The organism is Bacteroidia bacterium, from assembly GCA_041391665.1.
In the GTDB taxonomy this organism is placed as follows: Bacteria; Bacteroidota; Bacteroidia; order J057; family J057; genus JAGQVA01.
Genome location: JAWKNO010000001.1, coordinates 186,390 through 202,918, shown reverse-complemented (window position 1 = coordinate 202,918; position 16,529 = coordinate 186,390). Strand labels below are relative to the sequence as shown.

The 16,529-nt window shown below is 44.7% G+C and carries 15 protein-coding genes; 5 read left to right on the top strand and 10 right to left on the bottom strand.

Annotated features, from left to right (window positions below; genetic code table 11):
* Positions 1-138: 138 nt before the first annotated feature.
* Positions 139-1,620: a Gfo/Idh/MocA family oxidoreductase gene (locus tag R3D00_00865; GenBank protein MEZ4771698.1), complete on the bottom strand. Its 1,482-nt coding sequence runs from the start codon at positions 1,618-1,620 to the stop codon at positions 139-141.
* Between the two features lie 138 nt (positions 1,621-1,758).
* Positions 1,759-3,060 carry an acetylxylan esterase gene (locus R3D00_00860; GenBank protein ID MEZ4771697.1) on the bottom strand — a complete coding sequence of 434 codons (1,302 nt, stop codon included), beginning with the start codon at positions 3,058-3,060 and terminating at the stop codon, positions 1,759-1,761.
* 110 nt (positions 3,061-3,170) lie between these two features.
* On the opposite strand from R3D00_00860, the gene R3D00_00855 reads away from it, so the two are divergent.
* A complete protein-coding gene (locus R3D00_00855; GenBank protein ID MEZ4771696.1) occupies positions 3,171-4,211 on the top strand; it encodes a site-specific DNA-methyltransferase in 1,041 nt (346 codons plus the stop codon).
* A gap of 11 nt (positions 4,212-4,222) precedes the next feature.
* Here R3D00_00855 and R3D00_00850 read toward each other — a convergent pair whose 3' ends face one another.
* Positions 4,223-4,669: a hypothetical protein gene (locus tag R3D00_00850; GenBank protein ID MEZ4771695.1), complete on the bottom strand. Its 447-nt coding sequence runs from the start codon at positions 4,667-4,669 to the stop codon at positions 4,223-4,225.
* Positions 4,670-4,883: 214 nt separating this feature from the next.
* Here R3D00_00850 and dacB point away from each other — a divergent pair, with 214 nt between their 5' ends.
* Positions 4,884-6,368, top strand: a complete 1,485-nt coding sequence (gene dacB / locus R3D00_00845; GenBank protein ID MEZ4771694.1) for a D-alanyl-D-alanine carboxypeptidase/D-alanyl-D-alanine-endopeptidase — start codon at positions 4,884-4,886, stop codon at positions 6,366-6,368.
* 7 nt (positions 6,369-6,375) lie between these two features.
* Here dacB and R3D00_00840 read toward each other — a convergent pair whose 3' ends face one another.
* Positions 6,376-6,882 (bottom strand): HNH endonuclease, encoded by a 507-nt coding sequence (locus tag R3D00_00840; protein ID MEZ4771693.1) that lies wholly within the window; start codon positions 6,880-6,882, stop codon positions 6,376-6,378.
* Positions 6,876-7,631, bottom strand: a complete 756-nt coding sequence (locus R3D00_00835; GenBank protein ID MEZ4771692.1) for an NlpC/P60 family protein — start codon at positions 7,629-7,631, stop codon at positions 6,876-6,878. Before R3D00_00835 ends, R3D00_00840 begins: the two co-directional genes overlap by 7 nt.
* Before the next feature lie 144 nt (positions 7,632-7,775).
* Here R3D00_00835 and R3D00_00830 point away from each other — a divergent pair, with 144 nt between their 5' ends.
* Genes R3D00_00830 through rpmF form a run of 3 tightly spaced genes read left to right on the top strand, consistent with a single transcriptional unit; the run spans position 7,776 to position 9,880 of the window.
* Positions 7,776-8,930 (top strand): acyloxyacyl hydrolase, encoded by a 1,155-nt coding sequence (locus R3D00_00830; GenBank protein ID MEZ4771691.1) that lies wholly within the window; start codon positions 7,776-7,778, stop codon positions 8,928-8,930.
* A 43-nt stretch (positions 8,931-8,973) separates the two neighbouring features.
* A complete protein-coding gene (locus R3D00_00825) occupies positions 8,974-9,654 on the top strand; it encodes a DUF177 domain-containing protein (protein ID MEZ4771690.1) in 681 nt (226 codons plus the stop codon).
* A 40-nt stretch (positions 9,655-9,694) separates the two neighbouring features.
* A complete protein-coding gene (rpmF, locus tag R3D00_00820; GenBank protein ID MEZ4771689.1) occupies positions 9,695-9,880 on the top strand; it encodes a 50S ribosomal protein L32 in 186 nt (61 codons plus the stop codon).
* Positions 9,881-10,039: 159 nt separating this feature from the next.
* Here the strand turns inward: rpmF and nuoF are convergent, their stop codons facing one another.
* The 5 genes from nuoF to ileS all read right to left on the bottom strand — a co-directional run bounded on the left by nuoF (position 10,040) and on the right by ileS (position 16,475).
* The gene (nuoF, locus tag R3D00_00815) at positions 10,040-11,329 is read right to left on the bottom strand and encodes an NADH-quinone oxidoreductase subunit NuoF (GenBank protein MEZ4771688.1); all 1,290 of its coding nucleotides are present in this window, start codon (positions 11,327-11,329) and stop codon (positions 10,040-10,042) included.
* A 64-nt stretch (positions 11,330-11,393) separates the two neighbouring features.
* The gene (locus tag R3D00_00810; protein MEZ4771687.1) at positions 11,394-11,972 is read right to left on the bottom strand and encodes a signal peptidase II; all 579 of its coding nucleotides are present in this window, start codon (positions 11,970-11,972) and stop codon (positions 11,394-11,396) included.
* On the bottom strand, positions 11,969-12,694 hold the full coding sequence (locus R3D00_00805) for a signal peptidase II (protein MEZ4771686.1): 726 nt from the start codon (positions 12,692-12,694) through the stop codon (positions 11,969-11,971). The genes R3D00_00810 and R3D00_00805 overlap by 4 nt, the downstream gene beginning before the upstream one ends.
* Positions 12,695-12,717: 23 nt before the next feature.
* The gene (locus tag R3D00_00800; protein ID MEZ4771685.1) at positions 12,718-13,113 is read right to left on the bottom strand and encodes a TraR/DksA C4-type zinc finger protein; all 396 of its coding nucleotides are present in this window, start codon (positions 13,111-13,113) and stop codon (positions 12,718-12,720) included.
* A 77-nt stretch (positions 13,114-13,190) separates the two neighbouring features.
* The gene (ileS, locus tag R3D00_00795; protein MEZ4771684.1) at positions 13,191-16,475 is read right to left on the bottom strand and encodes an isoleucine--tRNA ligase; all 3,285 of its coding nucleotides are present in this window, start codon (positions 16,473-16,475) and stop codon (positions 13,191-13,193) included.
* Between the last annotated feature and the right edge of the window lie 54 nt (positions 16,476-16,529).

Here is a 16,529-nt window from a genome sequence, read left to right as displayed (position 1 = left end):
GGGCATATACATGTAAAACATCTTCGATTTGCAGGTTCGAGCCGGCCACCGAAATCCGGCGGTCGGGGGATGGGCTGCGCGTTGGACAGGGATTTCGGCGGTTTTTGCGCTACTTTTTGACGCCAAAAAGTAGCTATCCTACACCTCCCACCCCTTCCGGTACTGCCGTCCCACAAATTGGTTGGCTTCGTCGAAGTTGGTGATCTTCATATTCGGGCCGTCCCACAACAGTTTTTTTCTGCCATAATAGTCCGCTTTGCCGCGTTCGGTGGGATTGTTGGCGAGGGAATAACTCCGGATGGCGAGGTTGCCCATGAGCACGGTTTCGGTCAATGGACCCGAATAGTCAAATGATGAGGTCAATGCTTTATGTTCATTGGTGCCAAATCCTGCCTTACACGCCTGCGCCCACGATACCTGGTGGCCATATTCCGTAAGTTTTTCGTTGGGGTTGCTGGTGTGATAGTCTTCAGGCATAGTGAGTTTTTCGCCGCTTTTGAGGTAAACCTGTGGGGTAAGTCCGTATACGCCGCAACTCATGATGCCTTTGGTGCCGATCATCAGCACGCCGTTGGCGCTTCCCTTCTCGCCGAGCCAGTCCGCGGCCGGAATCAGGTCGGGATGAAACGGACGAATGCCGCCGTCGGACCAGATCATTTTCAGGGGGGATTTATTTTTTTCTGTTGGTCCGAAAGACAATTGTACATAAGAAGAAGGCGGACATCCTTCGGGAATATATTCCGGCACCCAGTCTTTGGTAAATACCTGCCCTACGCTGCACTCAACCTCGGTCGGATATCCCAATCCCAACACCCGAAATGGCGGGTCGATCAGATGACATCCCATATCGCCCAACGCGCCTGTACCAAAATTCCACCAGCCGCGCCATTTAAACGGGTGATACAGCGGATGATAATCTACATAATCGGCCGGTCCGATAAACAGATCCCAGTCTGACTTGCTGAGCTGTTCGGGCATGGGTGGTTTTTCTGTCGGAACAGGAATTCCCTGCGGCCATACCGGACGGTTTGTCCAGACATGAACGGTGTGCACCTTTCCGATGATCCCTTTTGAAAACCAGTCGATCATCTGCTGCTGGCCGGGGTTGGATGCGCCCTGGTTGCCCATTTGCGATACAACTTTGTATTTGCGGGCAGCTTCGGTGAGCATGCGGGCCTCGCGGATATTGTGCGTGAGGGGCTTTTGTACATAGACGTGTTTGCCCAGTTGCATGGCAGTCATGGCGGCGAGGCCGTGTACGTGGTCGGGGGTGGAAATGGTGACAGCGTCGATGTCGCTGTTCATTTCTTCCAGCATGACGCGGAAGTCTTTGTAAAATTTGGCGTTTGGGAGAAGTTCGCGCGCACGGGAGGCGGAGCTGGTGTCCACATCGCATAGGGCGGTGACGTTTTCTGCTCCGTTGTTCCAGGCATTTTTGATATCGGAGAATCCTTTCCCTCCGCAGCCGATGGCAGCGATATTGAGTTTGTCGCTCGGCGGAATAAATCCTCTGCCCAGCACGTGGCGGGGCACAATGGTAAGGCCAGCGGCCGCAAGCGCCGTACTTTTCACAAATTGACGGCGGGAGTAACTGGTTGTTGAGTTGTTTTTATCTTTCATAATTTATGGAGTATGTTTAGATATTAATCAAGTAAATGTGGGTTGGCCTGGAAAATTCGGCGGACTGGGGCGGCTTGTGGCGTGGCATAGAATTTTCCGATTTTTTGCGCCACTTTTTTCTAAAAAAAGTGGCAATGGCTATCTGACCCCCAGTTTTTCCATGAGCCATTTGTTGGCGATTTCCTGTTGCTCGGGGAAGGTCCAGTGGGCGGTTTCGTAGGCCAGATAAAGTTCTTTGGGTGCATCGATGACGTTGTAGGCTGAAAATGTGGAAGTTGGCGGACAAACATTATCATTATATCCCCACGAATACCATCCGGGAATGGTCACCTGACGGGCAAAATTTACGACGTCGTAATAGGCAGAAACTTCCTTCCATTTGGGATGTGCCTCAGCGTTGAAATCGCGAAACATATGTGGCCAGCCGCCGGCGCGTCCTTCGAGATAACCTGTCAGGTCGCAAAGGGCGGGATAAAAAGCTGCGAGATATTTTACCCGGGAGTCAAGACCGGCTATGACAATGGAAAGTGCCCCACCCTGGCTTCCACCCGTTACGGCCAGCTCTGTTCCGTTAAATTCCTGCATGGAGAAAATGTAGTCAATGGCTCTGACACAACCCAAATACACTCTTTTGTAATAATACTGGTCTTTGTCGTCGAGTTTGTTGATCCAGTATCCACTGATGGCACCGCGCATCATGTCGTTGTAAACGTCTGTATCCATCGTTACCGGTACGCCGTGAATGCCTACGGTCAGAGTAATCACGCCTTTGTCTGCATCTGTCACATTTCCATAATAGGGCCTTGCACCCGCGCCGGGCACATGTAGCAGCGCGGGATATTTGCCGGGCGCTTTGGGCACACAAAGAATGCCGTAGTAGCGGCTGCCGCCAATATTGGCGAGGCTGAGATGATAGACATTGGTTTTTTCAGTACAACGTTCGGGCAAAAGGGTCATCCTGGCATCAATCGGGATATTGGCGAGCTCGGCCTTTGCCTGTGTCCAAAAGTCTTTAAAATCCAGTGGTGGCACGACGACAGGTCGAAGTTGTTCGGGAGAAAATCCGGCAGTTCCCCAGGAACGGTAGGTTTTCCCGTCAACGACGGCCTCTGCTTCACAGCGCAAAAATCCGGGATCTTTCATTTTCAGTCCTTTGATCGTGCCATGTCCTTCTTTGAGGGTGAGTTCGCCCGTTTCTGTGGCGGGGAGCATTTCTGGACCGATTTTGTAAGTGATGGCCTGATTGGCAATAGGTTGCCCATCGCGCAGAACCATGACATGGAAATCTGCCCGGTCGCCGGTTTGGTAAGTCCAGTCGGTTTCTTCGGGCGATACGATGACCTGCACGCGATCGCGGTCTCTTTTGGGTTGCGCCTGAAGAGAAAGGCTACCCGTAAAGATGAGCAGCAGAATGAGTCGGATGTAAAATTTTTGATTCATGGAAGAAGGGGTTTGTGGAGGGTTTCTAAAATTTATCACAAAAAGGTATCATATTTTTCATAATATGGTATCTTATCAGGGTAAAAAAAGGATTTCTCTCCGATGAAATAATGCAGAATTTACTCATATATGGTGAAAATATACAAGGACTCAATTACCTTTTGGAAACTCAAAAACTGAAAGGGAAAATTGACCTTGTCTATATTGACCCGCCTTTCGCTACCGGAGGAAATTTTACCCTTTCTGAAGGGCGCGCCGCGACGATCAGCAGTACAAAAAATGGAGACATTGCTTATTCTGATAAGCTGTTAGGCACAGCATTTATTGATTTTTTAAAAGAAAGGTTGATTCTGGTTAAAGAGCTTTTATCCGGGCGGGGGTCCATCTATGTCCATACCGACTATAAAATCGGTCATTACGTCAAAGTGATGATGGATGAAGTCTTTGGAATGGAAAATTTCCGGAATGATATCTCCCGAGTAAAATGTAACCCCAAAAATTTTGACCGGCTGGGATATGGAAATATCAAAGACATGATTCTTTTTTATTCTAAATCCTCCTCCCCTATCTGGAATGAGCCCCGGGAAAAATATTCTGAGAAAGATTTGATCAAACTTTTTCCGAAAGTAGATAAAGATGGAAGGCATTATACAACTGTTCCGATCCACGCGCCGGGAGAAACGGAAAATGGAAATTCCGGTCAGATTTTTAAAGGGAGAAAACCTCCCAAAGGCAGGCATTGGCGCACGGATGTGGCGACTTTGGAGGAGTGGGATAAAAACGGGTTGATTGAATGGTCATCGAAAGGCAACCCGCGGAAAATCATTTATGCAGATGAGCGTGAGGGAAAAAGGGTTCAGGATATCTGGTCATTTAAAGATCCGCAGTACACCCGTTATCCGACGGAAAAAAATTCTGATCTTCTGGATCTGATTATCCGCACTTCTTCCGAGCCCGATAGTATTGTGCTGGATTGTTTTTGCGGATCGGGTACCACGTTAAAATCAGCAGAAAAAAATGGACGCACTTGGATCGGTATCGATCAATCTGAATATGCGATAAAAGCCACAAAGGAAAAGCTGTCTGGCGGGAAAAATTCAGTGATAACCGCGGGTGAATATTTTCAATTTGTGGAGTTGGGTTCGAATTAAGAATGCGCCGGCTAATATTCTGTGATGTAACCGCCTGGCAAAATGGTACGCCCCTCTTCGTAAAAACTGGTTGTATTTTTTTTCCTGTAGGGGCTTAAAGGAGCCGGACTTGGATGAAGCCGAACTCTGTATTCAGGCGTTTGTACTTTTTCCAGTATTTCATACTGAATTTTGTACTCATGCACCTGATATTTTTTTTCCTGATACTGTTGTCCAAAAATCATCAATGGCAAAAAAGCTGCCCACAAAACTGCCGTTGTAAGCAATGACAAGGTGGTGATTAAAAATTGTTGTTCGGCCTGGTCGTTTCTGTTGATACGATGGATGAGATCCTGTTCTCGTGCCGGAATGGACCGTGGAAAAGGATGATTCCATATTTTGAGTCTTTGTCTGACAGCAGAAATACCTCCGGTAAATAAATCATAAGCAAGGATGAAACATGACTGAAATCCGTTCATCGAAAATAAAGATTTATACGATTCTGATTATTCCTCTATATTCAGAATAAACTTCGAAAATTGAAATGTACATTCCCTGTGAAACTTACCTGTCTTCATTTTTTTTACTCTGGTTACATTTCCCGTAATCTTTCACGCAGTTTCTGCTTTATTTGTATGACTGCTGTATCTTGTTTAGATTCATTTGACCAAATCAATTCACTAATTATTTATTATGAAAATCTGTTTTTACAGCCTTCCTGTGTGGTTTTTTGTGATTTTTCCTGTTATGTCTTTTTCCCAGGTCTCTACTTACGCCCAGCTTAAAACTGCAATAAATGCGCTGGACAAAGAAAATGACATGCGTACGGCAAGCTGGAGTATTTGCGTAATGGATGCCAGTAATGGACAAATTCTCGCCGAATTTGACAAAGACCGGAATCTGGCTACGGCCTCGACAATGAAAACGATTACTACTGCCACGGCTTTATCGTTGCTGGGGCCTGAATATCGGTTTGAAACGGTTTTACAGCATGACGGAAAAATTGACGATCAGGGTGTACTGCAAGGTAATATTTACATCAAAGGGAGTGGTGACCCTTCACTGGGTAGTGACAGGTTTGGTGAAAACTACGATATGCCACATGTGATGAATATCTGGTCGCAGGCAATAAAAGCTGCGGGCATCACTTCGATAAATGGCCGCATCATCGGCGATGCCTCTGTTTTTTCTTCCCAGCTTACGCCGGGTGAATGGCCATGGGAAGACATGGGCAATTATTACGGCGCCGGCGCTGCCGGGCTCAACCTCAACGAAAATTATTACCGGCTGGACCTGAAACCGGGTGCTTCCGTGGGAAGTGCTACCGAGATTATCCGTACCGATCCTCCGATGCAGATATCTTTTGTCAATGAACTGACGACAGGCAGTGCCGGATCCGGCGACAATGCGTATATATTTGGCGCTTCTTATACAGATCTCAGGTATATCAGAGGTACGATTCCTGCTGGCTCATCCGTATTTTCTATCAAAGGCTCTATTCCTGATCCGGCATTATTTTGCGCTACCCGTTTTACAGAAGAGCTGAATCTCTGTGGAGTAAAAGTGTCTGGAAATCCATCAACTATCAGGCTTGAAAAAATCATTGGCAATCCAGTTTCTGCCAGCCGCAAAGATATTTATACTCATACTTCGCCTACCCTGCGGGATATTATCTACCAAACGAATATGTACAGCATCAATCTGTATGCAGAAGCGCTGGGCAAAAAGGTTGCTGTAGAAAAAGGGCGCGAAGGAAGTGCAAAAGAGGGCGCCGAAGCGATGGAGGATTACTGGCGAGCGCAAGGGGTACTTACCAAGGGGATGTTTCTCCGGGATGGAAGTGGGTTATCGCCCAATAATGTGCTGAGTACTTTTCAGCTGACATCGATTCTCTGTAAAATGTATAAAAACCGCTACTTTGCCGATTTTGAAGCCTCACTTCCGGTCGCAGGTAAATCCGGATCCCTTAAATCTATGTTGAAAGGTACCGTAGCTGAAAACCGCCTTCGGGCAAAAAGTGGATTTATTTCCGGTGTGCGTGCTTATGCGGGGTATGCAGAAACGCTGACGGGAAAAGTTGTGGCGTTTACAATTATTGCCAATCACTATGATTGCAGCCCGGGAGAGATGCGCAGGAAAATGGAAGTTTTGATGGTAAAAATAGTAGAGGGGAAATGATCTTGTCTCAGGACATGTACAAATAGGGCTTCCAGTCGTCGCGGATATTTCCCGAGAAGTTGCTCAGAAACATCACAAAGGAAGGTCGGAATGGTTGGTGGCGCATTTCCATGCCTGCCTGCTCCGGGGTCATATTTCCTTTTTTAGAGTTACATCTTTGGCAGGCTGTCACGAGATTGTCCCACGAGTCTCTTCCGCCCATGGATTTCGGGATGACGTGATCAATGGTGAGTGTATCTTTGGTTCCGCAATACACACATCGGTTTCTGTCTCTTTTAAATATATTTTGCCGGGACAGATTCACTTTTTTGAAGGGGAGATTGATAAAGCGGTGGAGGCGGATAATGGATGGATATTGAAAATTCCGGTTGACTGAGCTTAGTTTTACATGAGGATCGTAGGTCAGCATTTCTGCTTTTTTAAGAAATACCAGTACGAAAGCCCGTTCTGCCGAACATACACTGATTGCCTGATAATCCTGATTCAGGACTAGAACACTATCTCTTATTACCATCGCCGTATTATGACCAGTTGATGTGTTAACTCACCATTTTCGCGGTGGAGGATACCCTTTTTGTCAAATATATCTTCTCTAACTTTTCCGGATGAATGTATTACGGAATCTTTACTGCTTAGAATTCCTACGTGTGTGATTTTATTTTGGTTAGGTTTTGAAAAAAATACCAGATCGCCGGAATCTCTTTCTTCAAAATCTATTTCCATTCCGGTCCCGGCCTGTTGGGAAGCATTTCTCGGAAGTTGTATTCCGCACATCCGGAAGACTTGCTGAGTGAGCCCGGAGCAATCAATTCCATATCCCGATTTCCCACCCCAGAGATAAGGGGTATTCATAAACAGGCGTGCGACGTCTATTTTGTTGTGGGCATGTTGATTTGCCAATGATTCGAGGTCGGGTTGAATACGCCAGGTCTGTCCGTTGACACGGATAATGTGATCAGGTGTTTCTGGAATACGGGCACCTAAGGGCAGGCGCATAACAGAACCATCGTTCATTTTCAGGCTACCGTTGATCACATACCGCCAGTCTGTGGTTTGAAGAAGCGTTTCTTCAGGTATTTTTAACAGCATACGGGGATTGACCCACCCTTCGTAGTTATCGTCAGATACCCGGATTTTCCACCAGCTGGGTATTTGTTCCAGGCATAGGCAAGTTTCTCCGAAAATGAGCTGGGTTTCCATTTCCGCAGATTCCTGAGGGGAACTGCGGACCGGTATTACGGCTTCACTGGCAAAATATAGCATAGGAAACGCCATTTGCACCAAGATACAATATCCTGATGATTTTCCCATACATTGTTTTGGAGAGTTGGGGGTTAGTCCGTAGTTTTAATTTAGAATTAATATAAGTTTAACTTCCAAATCTCCTTGCAACAAAGCGGTCGTCTTGTGGCGACCGCGATTTTTTTGAGCATGTACAATAGTTATAAAAAATATCTTCTTCTGACTGCGTTGATCTGCCTGACTAATTTGCTTTTGGGGCAGAGTAGTCGTTTTATGCATGGTCTTCAGGTCGGGGGAGAATATTTTACGGGAAAACTTCTCTATCATCGCCCCACTCTGATGAATTTTCCTGTTTTCCGACCGGTACGAGGATTTTTTCTTGAATTGGGAAAACAGACTGATGGCAGCAAATACTGGCACAAAGCCAATGGATATCCTTACGCCGGCTGGAGAATTGCGGTTCAGGACTTTGGCAATCCGGATGTACTGGGGAAAGCCTACGGGATACAGCCATTTGGAGATTTTTTCATTTTTCGTACACGGCATATTTCCAGCTATTTTCGATATGCGATGGGGTTGGATTGGATTACCCGTCCCTATGACAGACAAACTAATACCGAAAATACGGCCATTGGTTCCCACCTTAATAATCTCACAACCCTGAGCCTGGGAACAGAAATCCGCCTGGATGCACATTTTCGGTTGAGAGTCAGCGGCAGTTTTGTACATACTTCGAATGCCAGAGTTTGGTATCCTAATCTGGGGCTAAATACAGTGATCGCTCAGGCCGGACTGCATTATCAGTTTCAGCCAGTGGGAGAATACTATTCGTTTGCTTATGATTCCACGAGCAACTATAAAAAAATCATGCTGAATTTTCGCGTGGGGCTCGCATTAAAAGAAGAAAAAGTAGCCAATGGTCCGCAATACCCGGTTTATATCTTTTCAGCATTTGTTTCAAAAATGGTTTCCCGCAAAAATAAAGTGATGGTAGGCTGGGAAATCTTTTCTGACCAGGCTATCAAAAGTTTTATTATGAATCAGGATATACCTTCAGAACAATACCCACCTTTTCTCCGTCAGAGCGTATATATCGGACATGAATTTATATTTGGTCAGGTAGGGTTGGTTACGCAGGTGTTTTTATATGTGGACCGGCCATTTGAAGGGAAAAATTATTTTGGGATCAAACTTGGACCACAATGGTACTTTTTTAAACCACAAAATAGCCCCCGGATGAATGTTTTTTCAGGAATTTATCTAAAAACACACTATGCAGTGGCAGATTATCCTGAAATGACTTTAGGAGTTAGTTTTTAGTTATTCTAATTTTATCTATCTTTGCAATCCGAAACGCAAACCTATGGGAAATAAAAGGGCGTTTGAGCGTGATTACTCAATAAATGTTGCCCGATTGAGCAATGGTAATCACGAATTGTTTTTTGAAATTGGCAGGAGCTTTTTTGATCAATTGGAGTATTCGTTGATCCGGGATGGTGATATTGCCTTAAAGCTGGAGATCGTCAGATATAATACACATCTGGATGTGAAATTTAATTTCTCAGGAAAGATGGTATTGGAGTGCGACCGTTGTACGCAACCTTACGATCATAGTTTTGCAGAGCAATACAGAATCATCTATTCCTTTGATAAGGATATGAATTTTGAAGGTACGGAAGTATTGCACGTGGACAGGATGGAGCCGGAGCTGGTGCTGGTTCAGGAAATCTACGACTTTATCAATATGTCGGTGCCGATTCGCAGAGTTCCGCCGAAAGATGTTCACATTTGTGCTCCGGAAGTCCTGGCATTGCTGGGCATTGATCCTGATGAAGAGTCTGATATGGAAGATGAGGAGTTTGAACTGGAAGAAGATTTTGATGACGACTTTGAGTTCGATATGGATGATTTTGATCTGGACGAAGAAGATGAGGATTCGTGGGAAGATGATTCAGATGAGGAGGAAGATATCGAAAACACAGGAACAGCAGATCCCCGTTGGGATGCGCTAAAAAATATCCGGAAACAAATGGACGAAGAGTAAAAGCGTAAACAGAATAAAGAACATATAATCAGAATAGAAAATGGCTCATCCTAAACGAAAAGTATCGAAAACCCGCAGGGATAAGCGGCGCACGCATCACAAACTGACGCCTAAATCCTATTATCTTGATCCTGAAAGTGGGGAAGCTACCCTCTATCACCGGGTAAGCCTCGAAAGCGGGTTTTACCGTGGTCGTCAGGTAATGGAAGCAAAAGCTGAGGAATAATTCCCTGGCATAATAACATGCGACAGGCTCCTTTCAGGACCTGATGGATGTTTTGTTTTTGAAAAAAGATCATAAGATCAAATACGATTATAAAAAAATCCCCAATCCATAGGATCGGGGATTTTTTTATGTTCAAATTAATTAGCTACAAAAGAATGATTATGCAACAGTATAAACGTTGGAAGTAATTTTAGCTTCAAAATCTGCACGGAATCGGTTGATGGTGTTTCTCACAGGCCATGCAGCTGCATCAGCCAGTGCACACACTGTTCTGCCTTCCATATTGTCGCACAATTCGAGTAAAGTATCCAGGTCGCGCATGTTTCCTTCGCCTGAGTCTATTTTCTTGAGCATTTTTACAAACCAGCCTGTACCTTCGCGACAGGGGGTACACTGTCCACAGGATTCGTGGTCGTAAAACTTAGCGATCCGGATGAGGAACTTGACGATGTCTGTATCTTCATCGAGTACACACATACCGCCTGTTCCGACAAAAGTTCCAACCGTACGCAGCGAGTCTGCGTCCATGGTAATTCCTTCAATCATATCAGCAGTAAGAATCGGAACGGAAGATCCGCCGGGGACCACTGCTTTTAATTTTTTTCCACCGCGAATACCGCCACCAACTTTATAAATCAAGTCAGTAATCAGCATTCCTGACGGAAACTCATACATGCCCGGGCGATTGATATGTCCGGCAAGTCCATACAACATTGGGCCAGGAAATGTCGGAGTACCAATAGACAAATACCAGTCCGCGCTGTTATTGATCACATGCGGTACGTGGGACAGTGTTTCTACATTATTGATCGTAGTTGGTTTTCCCCAAAGCCCAAACTGTGCAGGGAATGGTGGTTTGGACCGAGGGTAAGGTCTTTTGCCTTCCAGTGATTCCATAAGGGAAGTTTCCTCTCCACAGATATAAGCACCAGCACCTTTGTGGACAAATACATCAATATTATGGCCTGTGCCCATAATATTTTTCCCGGCATAACCTTTTGCATAAGCCTGGTCAACTGCAGCCTGGAGCATATCGATCCAATCTGCATATTCACCGCGAACATACACATACGCGGCATCCATTTCCATGGCATAGCAGGCAATAATGGCGCCTTCGATGAAAAGGTGTGGATTATATTCAAAAATGCGGCGGTCTTTGTGTGTACCTGGCTCCGATTCGTCACCATTGCAGGCGAGATAACGGGGAACTCCCTCTTTTTTGGGAGGCATAAAAGACCATTTCAGCCCGGCATTAAAACCAGCACCTCCGCGGCCCCTGATATTTGCCTTTTTAACTTCATCGACTACAGCCTTTCTGGACCATTTGTCTGAAGTCAAAACTGACCTCAGTGCATTATAGCCATTCGCTTCCTTCTCATATACCGAAATCTCATGAAGATTGGGTGTATCAGGGATAATAATCTTTTTATAATTTCTCCAGTTTTCCATGTACTGCCAGATATTTAGACAATTTTCAGTAGCACCCGTGAAGATAATATTTTTTTGTAAGAGGTCAACTTTTTACAAGCGCTTGTTCGTGGATTCTGGAAAATCTTCCTTGAAAGATGAGAATAATCAGAATTCCAAACGAGATGGCCAGGTCTGCCAGATTAAAAATCGGCATAAAAGTAGCTTGATTTCCCGGGTCAAAAAAAATCATGTCCACTACCCTGCCGTGAAAAAAACCGCCTTCGTAGAAATTGATAGATGAAAAAATCCACCCATAAAAGGTGCGGTCGATAATATTGCCGAGTGCACCCCCAAAAATCACAGCCAATACTGTGGGTAACGGCGAGCGATGATCAGAAAACCGCAACATGAGCATGCCCAGCGCCAGCACAGCAAAAATGGAAAAAAACGATAAAAAAAGTTTACCAGATTCGGGGGTAACGGAAATATGAAGTTTTGCAAAAAGGTCGGTAAACTCAAGCCCAAAAGCAAAGCCATTATTTTCTTCAAAGCGAAGTTTGAGAAAATTTTTAATCAGTACTTTTTCCTGACCCGGATACATATTGGTCTTTACCAGATATTTACTTAGCTGGTCAGTCAATACAACAAGCAGGGTAATGAGAAAATACCGGGAATGTTTCATTCTTCGGTTTGGTCCGATTCTGTTTCTGGAAAATTTTCATCCTCAGGAACGGAAATAGGTTCTGTGACCTGTGTGGTTCCTGTATTTTTTTGAGGAAGTGGAATGCCACGGGCGAGTTCGTCCATTTTGAAAAACCTGCCCTGAAACAAGAGAATAACTACTATTCCGATAGAAATCGCGGAGTCTGCGATATTAAATATTGGCCATAGTGAAGTATAATCTCCACCCCAGAAAGGAAGCCAGTCTGGTAAATGACCTCTCCATATGTCAAGATAAAACATATCAACTACGCGACCGTGAAACAGGCCGCCATCATATTCATTTATGTTTGAAAACCATAATCCGTAAAAGGTACGGTCAATAATATTGCCAACTGCGCCACCAAAAATCAGGGCTATATAATAGGGCAGCGGCGACTTATGATCGGCGAGGCGATATAATACATAGCCGATTGCAAACACAGCCAGAATGGAGAAGACCGAAAGAATCAGTTTTCCGGTCTCTTCTGTCATATCAAAACCCAGTCCCCGGGCGAGGTTGGAAACTGTAAAGCCAAAGGCAGCTCCTTTATTTTCAATAAAGTGTAGCTTAAATAAATTCCCCAGAATTTTAATCTGCCCGACTTCCCCCATATCCATGTTTAACTTTACGATAAACTTAACAATCTGATCTACGAGGATGATCGTCAGGGAAATCAGAAAATATTTTCTCGCTGTTTTCAAGGACTGAATCAATTTAGGGGTTTCTATGCCTCTTCTGTATTACTGGGTGATTGTTTCATTTTTGCAGAAACAGTCGTTGTCGCATGTGGTACAATGCGAAGACGTTCTTTGGGAATAAGCTCTCCTGAAATTCTACAAATGCCGTAAGAGCCATTTGCGATTCTGATGAGCGCATGTTCGAGTTTGTCAATAAATTTTGACTGCCTCGCCATCAGAATTTCCACCTGTTCTTTTTCCCGGCTTTCGTTTCCGTATTCCGTAAAGTTATAACTGTCAGCAGAGTTTCCGCTGAATTCTTTCAAACTTTCTGCCAGGCGTTTATATTCGATTTTTGATTCATCCAGTTTTTGGGTGATCAGTTGCCGAAACTCTTCGAGTTCTGATTTGGAATAGAACTTTTTATCACTGTTGTTGTCCATAGAAATAATCTGCTTAAGGTTAACGATAATTACGTAGAGCGGGCGATCTCACAAATTACTTAACACATTTTAAAAGACTAGTCGGATACTTGAATGAATATTGTTCCTTTGGTTTCATTTATTTCTATTTCATCTCCTGAAACTGATCCATTGGAAACCAACGTCATTATGTCTGTCAAGGTCTCACTACATATATAGTCCATAAAATTGTTCACTGCTTCATTCCAGTAATCATTCGCAGAAACGGAAACAATAATATGGTCGGTTACTTCAAAGTTTTTATTTTTCCTTAAATTCTGAATTCTGTTGACAAACTCGCGGGCGATGCCTTCCTGTCTCAGAGACTCTGTAAGCGTAATATCCAAAGCTACGGTATAACCGCTGTCAGATGCTACTGCCCACCCGGGTATGTCTTCACTCAAAATTTCAACATCGTTGAGGTCTAATACGAAAGTACCTGACGACAGTTGTATCTCTGCCGTTCCTATATTTTCCAGTGCCCGTATTTCCTCTTGTCCAAAACGAGCAATTGCGCCGGATATTTCTTTCATTAATGCTCCAACTTTTGGCCCCAAAACCTTGAAGTTGGGTTTGATTTTCTTCACCAGGATGGTGTTGTCCTCTGAAAGATATTCAATTTCTTTGATATTCACCTCATTCGTGATGATATCCTGCACTTTGGTGAGCTCTTCCCGCAGGTCAGAATCCAGAATAGCGACTAATGCTTTAGCCAGTGGCTGTCGTACTTTCAGCTTCTCTTTTCTTCTGATACTGAGGATCAACGATGTTATATGTTGTGCCATATCCATCCGCTTTTCAGCAGACTCGTCTATTTCCTTTGGTTCAAAAGCCGGGAATGTTGTCAGGTGCACACTTGCTTCTCCCCTGCCCTGTGTCAAATCCCTGTAAAGTCTTTCTGCAAAAAATGGTGCAAAAGGACTCATAAGTATCGCAACAGTTTCCAGACATTCATACAAAGTCTGGAATGCATGCACATCTCCGTCCCAGAAACGACGGCGGGAAAGGCGCACATACCAGTTGGAAAGCTGTTCATTGACAAAATAATCAATCGCTCTGACTGAACGGGTAGGCTCATAGTCATCCATAAATTCTCCTACCTGCCGGATCAGGGAATTCATGACTGAAATAATCCACTGGTCCAGCTCCGTTCGTTCATGGATTGGCGAACGTTGTGAATAAGAAAAATCCGCAACATTTGCATACAGGGCGAAGAAGTTGTAGGTATTAAAAAGTGTTCCAAAATACTTCCGCTGTACCTCCTGAACCCCCTGAAGATCAAACTTCAGATTGTCCCAGGGTTGAGCATTTCCTATCATATACCAGCGGGTAGCATCGGCGCCATAGCTGGCGATGGTCTCAAACGGGTCAACGACATTGCCTAGTCGTTTAGACATTTTTTTACCGTTTTTATCCAGCAATAGCCCTGTGGAAATCACATTCTTAAATGCGATACTTTCTTCCAGCATGACAGCGATTGCGTGAAGGGTAAAAAACCATCCGCGTGTCTGATCCACTCCTTCAGATATAAAGTCTGCCGGGAAGCTGGATTTGAAAATATCCTGATTTTCAAAGGGATAATGCCACTGAGCGAAAGGCATAGCTCCAGAGTCAAACCACACGTCAATCAGGTCTGCCTCACGCTTCATCGGTTTTCCCTGGTCACTTACCAGTATGATTTCATCCACACCGGGCTTGTGCAAATCGAGTTCTGCGAAAAATTGTTCCGCAACCGACTGCTGCATAATTCCTGCGGCAATAGATTTTTCGATTTCTGCCTTCAGTTCTTCAACAGAGCCTATACACTTGCGCTCCTGGTTATCTTCAGTTGACCATACGGGAAGGGGAACTCCCCAAAACCGGGAACGGGAAAGGTTCCAGTCCACCAGATTCTCCAGCCAGTTTCCAAACCGGCCGGTACCGGTAGAAGCGGGTTTCCAGTTGATCTTGTTGTTTTGTTCTATCAGCTTTTCCTTGGCAGCAGTTGTGCGGATAAACCAGCTGTCCAGCGGGTAATAAAGCACCGGACGATCTGTCCGCCAGCAATGCGGATAGCTGTGGACATATTTTTCAACCTTAAAGGCTTTGTTTTCCTCTTTTAGTTTTATGGAAATATCCACATCAACCGACCGCTCTTCTTCCTGCCCATAATCTTTGACATAACGGCCAGCGTAGTCCGTAACTTCTTTCACAAATCTTCCCCGCTTGTCAACCAACGGAATCGGATTCCCGTCCTCGTCCTTTACCATGATCGGCGGAATATCATTCAGTCGGGCAACATGAAAGTCATCTGCACCAAATGTTGGTGCGATATGAACAATTCCTGTACCGTCCTCTGTCGAGACAAAATCGCCAATAATCACGCGGAAGGCGGGCTTATCAGGCTGAACATAAGGCAAAAGTTGCTCATACTCTATACCTGCAAGTTCTTTTCCGGTAACTTCACCCGTTACCTCGAAGGGAATATGTTTGTCGCCCGGCTGGTATTCTTCCAGTTTCAGTCCGGCATGAGCTTCCGGGAAAAAATTGCCGGCAAGGTCTTTCGCGAGAATGACGGTTACCGGAATATGTGTATAAGGATTGAAAGTCCTGACTTTTACATACACAATATCCTTACCCACGGCAAGCGCCGTATTCGACGGAAGGGTCCACGGCGTAGTGGTCCATGCGAGAAAATACTCGGCTTCTTTTCCTTTGATTTTAAACTGCGCGGTAACGGAGGTGTCCTTGATCTCCCGGTACGTTCCGGGTTGATTTAATTCATGCGAACTAAGACCCGTCCCCGCAGCAGGAGAGTATGGTTGTATAGTAAATCCTTTGTAGAGATAATCTTTTTCCCAGAGTCTCTTCAAAAGATTCCAAACGGATTCAATATAATTGTTTTCGAAAGTAATATAAGGATGGTCCAGGTCAACCCAGTATCCCATCTTGCGGGTAAGATCATCCCACATATCCTTATATACCAGTACATCTCTGCGACAGGCAGCATTATATTCTTTTACAGAAATCGTTTTTCCGATATCATCTTTGGTAATGCCCAGTGTTTTTTCTACCTGAAGTTCTACCGGCAAACCATGGGTATCCCATCCGCCTTTGCGCTTAACCTGAAAACCTTTCAGCGTTTTGTATCGACATACCAGATCTTTTATGGTTCTGGCAATCACATGGTGAATACCAGGTTTTCCATTGGCAGAGGGTGGGCCTTCGTAAAAGGTAAATGTCGGATTTCCCTCTCTGGAAGTGATACTCTGTTCAAATGTTTTTTCTTCTTCCCACAACTTCAGTATTTCTTTGTCAACATCAGGAAGGGAAAGGTTTTTATATTGAGGATATTTCACGGACATAGAATAACGCGCAACTAAACACACCTTTTCAAAATCGAGTGCAAATATACGAAA